The 13659-nt window shown below is 66.1% G+C and carries 1 protein-coding gene (cut by a window edge); it reads right to left on the reverse strand.

The window, feature by feature from the left end; translation table 11 throughout:
* Positions 1–13659 carry the 3' portion of an Ig-like domain-containing protein gene (locus tag Q8X39_RS10150; protein WP_305749542.1) on the reverse strand. Its footprint extends 15360 nt past the window's final position, so only the last 13659 of its 29019 coding nucleotides appear in the window; its start codon lies off the right edge, out of view; it ends in the stop codon at positions 1–3.

The following is a 13659-nucleotide window of genomic DNA, read 5'->3' on the forward strand; positions in this document are numbered from 1 at the left end:
TCAAACCACCAGCCAGGCATTGGCGACCCACGTGTCCGGGTTGGCCGTGCCCGCACTCCAGTTGCGGAAGTAGAGGGTCTGCGTGACGGTGCCAGCGCCCGCGCCGTCCACGTCGATCACCATCTGGGTGGCCGCCGTCGTCGTCGGAAGCGTCGAGTCACCGAACACGCTGCCCATGCTGGTGTTGATCGTTGCCGCCGTCGTGCTGCTGGCGGCGCCAAACGTGATGCTGGTGATCCAGTCCTTCAGGTTCAGCGTGCTGCCATTGACGTGGTTCTCCAGCAGGCCTCTGAGGTCAATCGTCATGCCGGTCGCGCCCGTCCATGGCGTGAAGTCCCGGATCTGGTCAGACGCGCTTGTGCCTGCATCACCGCGCTGCCAATAGAAGACATCGTTGTTGGCACCGCTGACGGCGCCGCCCACGCCCCACATGACGTCGTTGCCCGTGCCGCCGTAAATGGCGTCTGAACCGTTGCCACCGGCGATCCAGTCGTTGCCCGCACCACCGCAAATGGTGTCAAGGCCCACACCGGGGGTCTGGCTGGTGATGGTCAGGTTGGACTTCATGCGGCCCAGCAATCCGTCATACACCACGGTTATCTGGGAATGGCTGTTGTAACCCGTCACGGTGGTGTTGTTGAACACCCAACCATTCACGGTCGCTCCGGTGTCCTCAATCACAGCGGCGTTCTGATTGAGTCCACCGTTCCGGACGCCGCCGCCGCCGCCGCCGACTTGAGCATCTGTGGTTGTGAAGGAAACCCCCGCCATACCCGCACTGGTGTTGCCCACAGTGGCTGCACCGCCCGAGCCCACACCCGCTGTGGATCCCGGGGCAGCGCCACCGGCGCCACCACCACCCACAGGGGTAGAGATTGGCGCAGCGGTCGCCGCGGTCAAGTTGTTGTAGGAGCCACCGGAACCGCCGCCACCCAAACCACCTTCTGCCCCGGGTGATCCGGAACCGAAAACAGCGACGGTACTCCCTGAATAGCCGTCACCAAAGAGCAGGTCATTTCCAGCCCCACCGTAGATCACGTCGGCCGCTCCACCCGCACTGCCACCGGCCCGTGGAGCTACCGCACCTAAGCCGTACGACCCGCCCCCGCCGGAGCCGTCACCCATCACCACGTCATTGCCAGAGCCACCGAGAAGGCTGTCCAGCCCCGCAGCACCGGCCTCGGCGACGACGCCACCGGTTGCGGTGTAGGCGGTGTGTCCGCGCGCCCCGTTACCGGACGCATCACCATAGATCAGCGCGTTGCTGTTCGTGAAGATGAATGCCAGGCTGCGGCTGTAGTTGACGGCACTGTTCCAGCCGGTCTCGCTGACGGTGTAGTCGGCCCGTGCAAACGCCCCACTGGTGGTGAAGCTGCTGTCGGCCTGGCTGTATTCGAGCTTGACGATGCCGTCGATCACGTCCTTCATGGTGACGCTCGTGGTCTCGCTGGAAACGCCTCCGCTGGTCTTGAAGACTTTGACGTTGCTCAGGTTGCTGAAGGTCAAGGTGACGCTGGCCGGGCTCTCGACGCCCGACTGCTTGCCCTGCTCCAGGCCCAGGTGCGCCAAGGTCAGCGTTTCTCCTTTGCCGGTGCCTGTGGCGCCGTTGACCAAGGTTCCATCGCCTGCTGCGTCACCCGATATGGCTGTGGTTCGGCCTGCGTCGGTGCTCCGCACCCCATTGACGCGGATTCCGGTTTGCTCGGTGGCCTTGGTGAACCAGTCCACCTCCAAGTTGGTGGGCGTGAAACGGCGCAGGCCGTAGTTGGTGGTGCTTGCAGCGTCTTGGCGCACCAGCACATTGGCTGCGGTGTAGGTTCCTTCGGCCAGATAGATGCGCGCGGCCGTCGCATCAGCACTGACGCCGGTCCACAAGGTGCTGGCCTTGGTTCCGTCGGTGTCGGTGACGCTCTCCCAGTTGATGCCGTTGTTCAGGCTGTATTGCCAGCTGGTGCCCAGCCCTCGGACGGCCAGCAGACCCGCAGCGGTCACGCCGTCGCTCTCGGTGCTGCCGATCCGCCCCACCGAGGCTTCGGTGGTGTCGCTGAACAACGTGATGTACGGCTGCGGAGACACCGTCACATTGATCGTGGCGCTCGCACTGGCGTTGCCGGTCGCGTCCACATGGGTGAACGCAAACGTGGGCGCACTTGAGGGCGTCGTTTCAGATGTGGAGAAGGTCAGCGCCTTTTCAATCAGCTGCACCTGGGCAGCCGTGAAGTTGCCGCCACCGTTCTTGGTGAAGGTGAGCATGCTGCCGTTGTAAGCCCAGTCCACACCGGTCGTGCCGATGGTGGCATTGCTGCCCGACTGTGCGGTGGTGTCGAGTGTCAGGGCAGTGGCACCCAGGCTCAACACGTCGGTGCTGGCTTTGCCCCCCACAACCAGCGTGATCTTGGCAATGTCGGTCTCGGCAGGCAGCGCCATCTTGGGTGCGATGGTGATGTTCAGCGGATCAATGGCGGTGAAGCTGTAGCTGGCTTGCACCGTGTCCACCGAATCATCCAGGTCGACGGCCGGGGCTTTGGTGTCGATGTTGACGGCGTAGCTGAGGCTTGCCGCTGACATGTTGCCGGCCCTGTCGGACAAGCGGGCGGTGAGGGTGTGGTCACCCTCGGCCAGCGTTGGGGTGTTGAAGCTCCAGCTGGTGCCCGAGACCACGGCCTCGCCCAGGCGCACTGCGCCATCGAACACCACCACCTTGTAGGTGGCGTCAACCGTGCTCGAGATGCTGCCTTCCACGGTCTGCGTGCCGTCGTTGCTGACATAGCTGCGGTTGATGGCCGCTTCGGTCACACCGCTCCCTCGGGTCGCGACGGCACCGCCCGTCACCAGGTTGGTGGTCGAGCCATCCATCAACCACGAGCCTTTCAGGTTCGTGTCGGTGCTGATGACGGTCGTCATGTCCTGCGCGATCTCGGACGCGGTGCGCTGGCTGTCCCAGATCTGGACGTTGCCCACCAACCCGTTCAAGCTCTGTCCTGCAGTCAAGTGGTTGCCCAACTTGAGCGTGACGTTCGCCGCGGCTGGCACTGTTTGCGCACCCGTGACGGTGTTCATGAGCACCCCATTCACAAACAGCTGCCAGGTGCCCGCGCCATCGGTGGTCATGGCGTAGTGTGTCCAGGCACTCGAGTTGAAGGACCCCATGGTCTTGGCGTACGTGACGCTGTTCCAAGTGACAAGGCTGCCGGCTTGCAGGAACAGCTCCACGTACTTGTCACCTGCTGGCGTTGCCGAGGTGGGTATGGTGAGCATGAACAAGTCTTGGTTGTTCGTCGACGTGGGCGCATCGGCCTTGAACCAGCCCTCAAAGGTCATGCTGCCGCCCACCGTTCCGGTCACCGTGACGTGGTTGGTCGACGTGCTCGCAATCGTCGACGCAGCAATGCGTGTGGCCTGCGTCGCCGCGACGGTCCAGAGGAACTCCGCCACATCGTCCTTGGCACGGGTCAGGCTGGCCGTGGCGACGGGCCCCACGGTGTCAATGGACTGCGTGTCGAGTGTGGCAAGGCTGGTGCTGGCGGCCACGTTGTTGCCGAGTGCGTCCTGGAGCTGCACGCCGCCGGCCAGACCATTCAGCGTCAAGAACATGCTGCCGGTGGCGGTCGCGGTGGGCGGGCTTACGCTCACCTCGTAGACATCCTGGCCCGAAGCGTTCAGGCCCTTGGCGGTGACGCCCGTGACGCTGCCGCTGCTGGCCGTGAAGTGGCCGGTCCCCAAGGTGCCCTCCACCTTTTCGCTGAAGGTCACCGTGAAGACAAAGTCGCTTCCGGTCCACGTGTCCGACACGTTGTCGGTGACGGATACCACCGTGGGCGCCTGGGTGTCCACCACGAGAGCCTTGGCGCCGGCAAGGGTGTTCGCCGTGGCCGTGGGCAGGCCGGACGTCATGACGTTACCCACAGCATCGTTGGTGCCTGAGGCGACCGTGAAGCTGCTCACGTCGAGGTCGGTGCTGTTCTGACCAGCCAGCACGGTGTAGGTGCCGGTCAGCTTGGTGGCGTCGGTCAAATCACGGGTCAAGGTCACCGTGCCGCCCGAGTTCAGGGTGGCGGTGATGCTCGCACCCGAGGCCAGGGCCTCGCTGGCGGTGGCCGTGATGTTGATGGTTGTGCCCACCTTGTAGCTGCCGTCGGCCGTGGTCGAGGTGAAGCTGCTGATGGTGGGCGCCTTCGTGTCCCAGGCCTGCGCCGCTGCGGTTGCGCCGGCGATGAAGCTGTTGCCAGAAGCATCCGCCACGCCGATGCCGGTGCCGCTTGCCACGCTCACGCCAAGGTCGGTGCCTTCGGTGCCCGAGGGCAGGTTGACCACCAAGGTGTACTTGGCGTTGTTTGACCCTGCGACCGCGCCGAACGTGCCCTTGGTGCCGTTGGTCAGCGTGATGTCGGCGGCATCGAAGCCGGTGACGCTTTCGCCGAAGTCGAAGGTGTAGGTCACAGCACCCGAGGCGGTTGCGCTCGTGGTGTCGGTGATGCTCAGCGTGGGCGCCTTGGTGTCGAGCTTGAAGCTGGTGGGCGCCGCGCTGACGGTGTTGCCAGACGCATCGGTGGCGACCGCATTGACAGTGATGACGCCGTCGCCCAGCGTGGCCACGTCGGCCGTGGTCAGGGCAATGCCCACAACGGTCAATCCGTTGCCGACGACGGTCTTGGTGACGGTGCCGCCGCCCGTGCGCGAGAGTGTGACCGTCATCAACGCGCCGGCTTCGGTCGTGATGTCGATCAGGCGCGTGGTGGCTTCGAGGCTGGTGGCGCCATTCCCTGTGGCGGAGGTGTCGGTAGAGGCACCGCTGCTGCCGCTGACGGCCAAGCCAATGTCGGACGGCTTGGTGGCGTCTGCGGTGGGCGCGGTGGTGTCCACCACGACGGCGACGCTGCCGCTGGCCGCCGCCAGGTTGCCAGCGGTTTCACGCACGCGGGCCGTGAATGTGTGTGTGGCAGCACTCAGAGCCGTGGTGGGCGTGAAGTTCCAGCTGAGGTCGGTGTTGACCGTCGCCGTGCCGACTTCGACGGTGCCGTCATAGATGGCCAGCACCTCGTTGGCACCGAGCGCGGCACTCACGCTGCCGGTGAGCGTGGGCGTGGGGTCGTTGCTGTTGAAGCTGCGGCCCGCTGCGGCCCCCAGCGAGACCGTGGCGGCCCCGGCGTTGATGCTGCCTGCGCTGCCACCGCTGACCTGGTTGGCCAGTGTGGTGCCGCTGGCCTCGTCCATGAGCCAATGGCCCTTGAGGTTGCCGTCGCTCAGGCCCAGGTTGCGCATGTCGGCCAGCACATCGGTGCGGGCGCGGGCGTTGTCCCAGATCTGCACCGGCCCAATCAAGCCGTTGAGGCCCCAGGCGCGAGCGGCATAGGGCGAGTTGCCCAAGGTCACGTTCATGGTGGCCGCAGCGGACGGGGCCGTATTGAGCGACAGGCTGCCCGTCTGCTGCACGCCGTCCAGGAAGACCGTGTAGGCGTAGACCGGGTTGAGGGCGGTGCCGGTGTTCACGGCCGACTGCGACACGGCGAGGTGATGCCAGCCAGCCGACACGACACCGTAGGTGGCGGTGGTGCTGGAGAGGCCTTGCAGGTTGCCAGCGGCGGTGAGAACCATCTCGACCGGACCTGTGCCGAAGATCTGCTGCGTGACCCCGCCGCCTGCGGCCGGCGCATCGGCCTTGAACCACAGCTCGATCGTGTAGTCGCCGCTGACAGAGGCCGACACGCTGGCCTTGTTGGCATTGGCCGCACCGGCCGTGCTGCCGATGCGCAGGGCCGTGGCCGGCTGCGTCCAGGTGTAGCTGTCCACGTTGTCTTGCACCGTGGCCAGGCGTGTGGTCACGGTGGGCACGCTGGCGTCGATGGTGTAGTCCATCGTGCTCTTGCCAATCTCGCCGTCCTGCTTCAACGCGGCCAAGGCTGCCGCTGTCAGCTTGGTGCCTGCGGTTGTCACGGTGGACGAACCTGCTGGCTCAGGCTTGGTCAGCACGACCTGCACCGAGCCCGAAGCGTACTTGGTCCCGTTGGCGGTGGTGGCGGCGTCGGACAGGCTGATGGTGCCGGTGGTGACGCCCGCTGCCACGGTGCCCTTGGAAGTCCAGTTGGCGCCGTTGTCGGTGCTGAACCACCAGGTGTCGCCGGACACCAGGTTGGTGACGGACAGCACATCGGTGCTGACGTTGGTGATGCCGTCGCTGTTGCTGGGGCCCTTGTCGTTCGCCGCGGGCATGCTGATGGCCGGTTTCAGGACTTCGAGCTGGAGGAATACGTTCTGATTCCAGGTGTCATAGGCACCATACGTCGTACCACCGATGAAGTTGATGTTCGACCAAGTCGAGTAGGACCCGCTGAAGGACGCGGCGGCGTAATAGATTGAGCCGCTACGCCAGCCTGTTGGCACGACGTTCGCACCCGTCGTGCCGTTGAGCTCATCCCAGAGCGCAGCGGTGTCGGTCGTGTTGGCCGTGCTGTTGTTGACCAGTGCGACCGCACTTGCGCCGTTCAGCGGGCCGGTCGGCAGCGACAACTTGAAGTTCGGCAAGATGACCGTGTTGCTGCGGTTGCTGTCCGAGACGAGCGCCGCTGTGGTTGCCGTGCTGGTGCTGTTGAAGAGCTTGTTGAGTGATGTCGCAAAGGTGGTCGTGTCGGTGCCGGCGCTGGTGCCATCGCCACTGATGTCCAGGTAGTAGTAGGTCTTCACCCCGGAAACCGTGGTGTAGGGCGCAATCAGGTTCCAGCCCTCTACGGACACGCCGTTGTAGTCGCCGTGCAGCGTGTAGCCACGGGTAACGGTGACGCTGTTGGTGCTGCCTGTGCTCAGGTTGCCCGCCGCATCGACGGTGTAGAGCTTGTAGGTGCCAGCGGCCAGGCCGGTGGTGCTCAGCGAGGTGGCCGTGGCCGCCGCCACGGTGGTCTTGGCCCAGACCTGGCCACCGGTGCCAGTGGTGGCGTCTGCTGCCAGGGCCTCGATGGCCGCTGCGCTCGTGAAGCCGGTCATGTCGGTGCGCACCAGGTAGGCGGTGCCGGCTTCGGTGCTGGTGACCTGGGCGTTGTCGCTGTTGTTGGTGAGCGTCTCGGCCACGAGGGTCGCGCCAGGCGCGGTGGTGTCCAACCGGTACTGGAAGTTGCTGGTCGCCACGTCGCTCTGGTTGCCCGCCTTGTCGGTGATGCGGGCATTGAAGCCGTGGTCGGTGCCGGCGGTGGTGGGCAATGCGGACGGTGTGATGTCCACAAAACCGTCCGTGAAGTGGGCCGCCGTCAGCTTGACCGCCGCGCCCAATGCCGTGGTGCCGTTGTACAGCTGCAGGGCGTCGTCCACCACGGCGTTGGTGCCCGACAGGCTGATGCGCACGGTGGGGGTGGTGTCGTTGCTGGTGACGCCACTGGTGGTGTAGGTCGCCGTGACCGGCAAGGCATCGTCGATCACCGAGATCGTGGGTGCCAGCGGCTTGGTGGCGTCCAGCGTGAAGGTGACGAGTTGGCTGGCCGTGTTGAGGTTGCCTGCCGCATCGTACTGGCGCACCTCGACCTGGTAGTCGCCGTCGCTGCCGGGGGCGCTGTAGCTGTCGCTCCAGTCGCTGACAAGCGTGTCGTAGGTGGTGGCCGTGCTGCTGGACTTGCGGCTGACCTTGTACTGGACCAGTGCACCCGACTCGATCGTGCTGCCTGAGGTGGGGAAGCTCAAACGGGCGTCGCTGGTGTAGCGGTCACCATTGGTGCCGCCACCGCCTGCTGAGGCGTTGTCGGTGTCAAGGGTCAAGCCGATGTTGGGCGCGGCCGGCGCGGTGGTGTCCACCATGTAGCTGGCGTTGTCGGCCACCAAGGCATGGGCCAGGTTGAAGGTGGCCACCTGCCCCACCGCGTCGACGATGCGACCGCCGTTGAGCGTCAAGCCGTTGGCCGCGATGCCGATGCCGGTGACATCGTTCTGGCCCGCCAGAATGGTGTAGGCGAAGCTCAGGGTGTCGGTGCCACTGCCGCTGGCGTAGTTGGCCTTGGGCGTGGTGTCGGTGCCTACCGTCAGGCCCAGTTGTGGCGTGCCGGTGACCCAGACCTTTTCCGAGAACTTGACGGTGATGGTGACCACGTCACCCGCGTTGAGCGTGTTGCTCTGGATGCCGGTTGCCGAGGCGATGACCACGGGCGTGGCCGTGATCGCCGCACCCGCCACGGCGGGCGCGGTCGTGTCCACGGTGATGCTGAAGTCGGACGAGTAGCTGCTGGCCACGTTGCCCGCCTTGTCTTCCAAGCGTGCCTTGAACGTGGCTTTGCCCTCCGTCAAGGCCTGCCCTGCGGTGAGTGTGTAGCTCCAATCCCTGCCGCTGACCGTGGCCACACCGAGTCGGGTGCCGTCCTTGTAGACGACGACTTCGTCGTTGGTGGCCAAGTCCGCGTTCAGCTGCCCCTTGAGGGTGGGCGTGGTGTCGTTGGTCAAGCCATCGGCATTGATGGTTTCGTCTGCGGCGCGGAAGCCGGTCTTGTCGAAGAAGTTGCCACCAGAGCGCACGTAGCCACCCGTGCCGCCCGCACCATCGGTTGCGACGTTGGTGAAGGTGGTCGAGCCTGCGGCTTCGTTGAGCGGTGCGTAGACCACTTGCTCGGCCTTGCGCGTGAGCAGCGGGTCGGCCACCAGCTCGGCTGGCGTGAGCACCTTGTTCCAGGCCGCTACTTCGGCAATGTTGCCGCCGAAACCGGTGCCCAAGTTGGGGTTGACGCCGGTTCCGAGCGTCAGTGCGTAGGTGCTCGCGGCAGTACCGAAGTTTCGGTAGCCGATGGTGCTGGCGACCAGGATGCCGTCATAGTAGAAATTCCAGGTCGTTGAAGTACCGACCGTCACCCCTGTGAGCGCCACGTTGTGCCAGTCGGTGTCGGGCAGGATGCGGGTGGTCACCGTTGTGCCACCACCGGGCGACTGGAGGCTGAGGTAGAGATTCGTGTCGCCAGCAACACCGCTCGTGGCCAGGGTGACATAGGCCATCGTGTTGCCGCCGGTCGGGTTGGGCCCTGTGATGCCGGAGCTCACCGCCAAGTACACGTTGTTGCTGTTGTAGGCGCCGCTGTCCTTGAACCAGCCACTCGCGCTGAACGTGTTGGTGGTGGTGAAGTTCACCACCGCACCGGCAAAGTTGCCATACCCGACCCCACCCTGGATGACAGAGAGCGAGTTGGCACCTGCGCGCCAAGGGTTGCCCGTGGCCAAGTTGTCTTCCGCCCGCAAGATGCTGGCGTCGACGGTGGGTGCCACGGCATCGACCATGTAGGTGGCGTGGTCTGTGACCGCAGCAGAGGTCATGGAGATGCCGGTCACCGAGTTGCCGGCCTTGTCCTGAATGTCCGCAGTGCCCAGCACCAGCGCGTTGGCGGGGATGCTGACGCCGCTGGTGTCCAGCTGGCCGGTCTTCACCGTGTACTCGAAGGTGAGGGTCTTGAGGTCGGCACCCAGGCTCTTGAAGGTGGCCGACACGGGGCTGGTGCCGGGAGCGATGAGCAGGTTCAGGGTGGGCGACCCGGTGACGGACACCTCCTCCGTGAGCTTGACGGTGGCGGTGAGCACATCGCCGGCGTTGAGGAAGTTGTTCTGCGCACCCGTGGCACCGGACAGCGTGATGCTCTCCACCATGGCCGCCGTGGTGTCCAGCGTGTAGGTGACGGTCTGCTCAGAGCCCACGTTGCCAGCCTTGTCGGTCTGGCGCACCTTGACCGTGTACACCCCATCGGCACCCGATGCGGCCGGTGTCGGGTAGGCGTTGCTCCACGCCGTGTAGGTGCCTGCGTCCTTCTTGACCTGGTATTCCACCAGGGCGCCCGATTCGAGCGTGGCAGCGGTCGGCCCGGTGACCGCGCCGTTCTTGGTGATCTTGTCCGTGTCCGAACCGCTGAACGCCGCGTTGCTGCTGTCGGTGGTCAAGCGCGCATCGGGCGCTGCGGGAGCGGTCGTGTCCAGCGTGAAGGTGATGGTCTGCTCGGGGCCCACGTTGCCCGCCTTGTCGGTCTGGCGCACTTTGACTTCGTACACATCGTCCACCGTGGGTGGGGTGTAGGTCGTGGTCCAGGCACCGAAGGTGCCCGTGGCGCCCTTCTTGATGCTGTACTCGACCACCGCGCCGGCTTCCAGGCCGGTGCCCGAGGGGGCCGTGATGGCCGACACGTTGGTCAGGAAGTCCGAGGTCGAGCCACCGCCGCCCAGCGCCATGTCGTTGGTGCTGTCGGTCGTGAGCCTGGCGTTGGTCAGGCCCGGCTTGGTGCTGTCGAGCGTGAAGTCGACCGTGGTGATGCCGCTGGTGTTGCCCGCCACGTCCTTCTGGCGCGCTTCGACCTTGTACGCGCCGTCTTTGGTGGCGTCTGCGGCCGGGGCGGTGTAGCCCGTGGCCCAGCTTTGGATGACCGAGCCGTCCTTGGTGACCTGGTATTCCAGCGTGGCACCGGGCTCCACGTTGGTCGGTGCCTTGATGGCACCGCTGTTGGTGAGGCCGTCGCCGGCCGTGCCGGTGCCACCCAAGCTGGCGTTGCTGCTGTCGGTGGTCAGCGCGATGTTGGGCGCAGCCGCCAACAAGTCGGCGGTGAAGGACTTGGTCGCATTGGACTTGTTGCCCACCGTGATGGAGCCGCCCGCAATCGCCGTGGCCTCGACGTTGACCGTGTAGGTCTTGCCGTCCTGCAGCTTGCCGCTGGCCACGGAGCCAGTCCAGATGCCGGTGGTGCTGTCGTAGCTGCTGACGGCGGCCGTCACTTCGGGCAAGCCCGCGCTGGTGAGCGTGACCTTGAAGCTGCCTGCGTTGTAGCTGCTCTTGACACCGCTGTTGCCCGCGATGGAGCCGCTGATGGCAAAGCCCGCCGTGTTCTCGGCCGCGTTGACGACGTTGTCGCTGGTCACCCCGTCGATGAGGACGTTGGTGTTGGTGGTCTTGAAGTCGTACTCGACGGTGCCCGTGTAGGCGTTGCCCGCCACGTCGGTGATGGCGCCCGCAGGGATGCTGGCCGTGTAGTTCGTGAGTTTGGCAAAGCCCGCCGTCGGCGTGATCGTCACCTTGTTGCCGCTCACCACCACCTGCGCGGTGCTCACGTCCACCGTCACGGTGGGCACGTCTTCTGTGGTGATCGCACCTTCGGCGTCGATGACCTTGCTGCCGGCTGCCGGCGTGAAGGTGATGCTGCCCGTGCCCTTGGCCACGTTCTCGTTGAAGGTGATGACCACCGAGCCCACCGGCGGCAGCTCGTCGGCCACGCCCGAGTTCTCGCTCTTGTCCACCGGGCTGAAGCTGTTCACCGTCGGCGCCACGTTGTCGACGACCTGCAGGCCACCCAGGGACTGCAGGCTCGACACGTCAAGCATCGTGTTGCCGGTCGCATCGGCGGCGCCGTTGGCCACGAAGCCGAGCACCACGTTGCGGGGGTCCAGCCCGGCGTTCGGCCGGACGAAGACGTTCCAATGGGTGCCGTCGACGGCCACCACGTCGGTGACGGTCGCGTCCGTGGCGGTGAAGTTCGCCGGCGTGAGCGCAACCGCCACGGCTTCGGACAGCTCGACGGTGAACCGGAAGTCGCCGCGGGCGATGTCCGGCAGGGTCGTGACGTTGTCGGTCACCGAGAGGATGGCCGGTGCCACGTTGTCGATGCGCTGGACCACGCTGGTCAGCGGCGTGCTCGGCGCCAGCGGGTTGCCGGCGACGTCGGTCAGGGTGCCGGCCACGACGGTCAGTGTCACGTCGGACCGGTCGTCGGTTCCGTCCAATCCCGGATCGGGTTGGACGGTGACGCGGTAGATGTTCGTGCCGGTGTCGCGCGTGACGCCGGTGACCGTGCCATGCGTGGCGCTGAAGTTGGCGGCGACTGGATCGGCGTTCAGTGCCTCGCTGAAGGTGACGGCAAAGACCACCTCGCTGCGCGTCAGCAGGTCCGAGATGTTCTTGGCTGCCGACAGGACCGTCGGCGCGACGGTGTCCAGCTTGAAGGACGCCTCACCGGCCGGGCTGGCGTTGCCGGCCTTGTCGGTCGTGACGACGCTGACGTCGATGGTGCCCTCGCCCAGCGCCGTGCGTTGTTCGGCGGTGAGTCGCAGGGCCTGGTCGCGACCGGTCGACAGGAAGTCCGGGAGGTCCAGGGTCTGGGTCGGATGGTCGTGGTTGACCAGGTGGACGCTGACGGCCAGGTCGGCCTCGCTGGCGCGCACGGTCAGGACGCCGGCGGTTGCCTCGGTTTCTGCGGCCGTGGCACCGCCGACGATGGCCGGCGGCAGGGCCAGCGTGGCCGACGTGGGCCTGTCGGGGTCGATGGTCCAGATGATCGTGTTGCTGTTGAACCCGCCGTTGTTGCCGGCGGCGTCACGCTGCCGGAACTCGACCTTGCCGACGCCGTAGGTCCCCGCCGGCAGGGAGAAGGTGGCCGTGGTGGCGCTTGCATCCAGCGTGGCCCAGAGGCCCGACGTCAGGACGCCGCTGGCGTTGGGCGCACCCGCGCTGCCGCCGTTGATGCGGACCTGCCAGGACGCGCCGGGTTCCAGGCCGCTGAGTTGCACGATCGGATCGTTCGTGACGCCATCGATCGCGCCGGTGGTCGTCAGCAGCAGCGGGCCGACGCTGTCGGTCTTCAGGCCGATCGTCGGCAGTGCGACCGAGGTGTCGACCTTGATGCTGGCCTGGGCCGTGCTCAGCGCATCCTTGTTGATGCCGCCGCTGGTGGTGGTGGCCTTTGCCTCGGCTTCCAGGGTGTAGGTGACCCCGTCGACGAGCGTGTTGCGGGCGATGTTGCCGGTCCAGGAGCCCGTGCTGGGAACGTACTCGATGCCGGTGACCGTGACATCCGGGTGGCCTGCGGCGGTCAGCTTGGCCTGGAACGAGGCCGAGCTGTAGGCCGCCATCTGTGCCGTCGAACCGACGATGTGGCCGGACACGGTGAGCCCGGCCGTCGCACTGTTCTCGTTGGCGTTGACGACATCGTCACCGGCCAGCTTCTCGAGCGTCATGTTCGAGTCGGTGGTGGTGAAGTCGTAGACGGTCGGACCCGAGGCGCTCAGGCCCGCGTGGTCGTTGCCAGCCGGGTCGCGCAGCACGCCGCTGGCCAGGGTCAGCGTGTAGTGGGTCAGCTTGGCCAGCGGGACGGTCGGGGTGATGGTGACGGTGTTGCCGGAGATGACGACCGCCGACGAACCGACGGCGATGGTCTGCACAACCTTGCCCGTCGCGGCGTCAAGGGTGTCGGGCGTCAGCACGATGTCGCCGCTGCCGGCCACGACCGCCTCGCTGAACGTCAGCGTGATGGAGCCAACCGGCGGAAGTTCCTTCGTGCTGCCATCGGTGGGTGCGAAGGCCGTGATCGTTGGTGCGACGGTGTCGATGGCCTGCACGCCGCCCAGGCTGCCCAGGTCGGTGACGCTGAGCAGGGGGTTGCCGACCGCGTCGGTCAGGCTGCCCGCCACGAGGCCCAGGTTGAGCAGGGCGTTGGCCGTGCTGGCGGGCGGGTTGACGCTGACGATGTAGGTGTTGGGTGCAAGTGCGTCGGCCTCGGCGACGTACGTCACGGTGCCGCCGTTGCTGACGGTGAAGTTGGCGGGGGTGGGCTTGGCGTTCAGCGGCTCGCTGAAGGTGACGCGGAAGGTGAAGGCCGTGGCGGTCACGTCGGGCGTCGTGGTGACGCTGTCCGTGACGCCGGTGACCGTCGGCGCCAAGGTGTCGATCCGCTG

It is taken from the genome of Leptothrix discophora (assembly GCF_030705305.1).
GTDB classification, from domain to species: domain Bacteria; phylum Pseudomonadota; class Gammaproteobacteria; order Burkholderiales; family Burkholderiaceae_C; genus Sphaerotilus; species Sphaerotilus discophorus.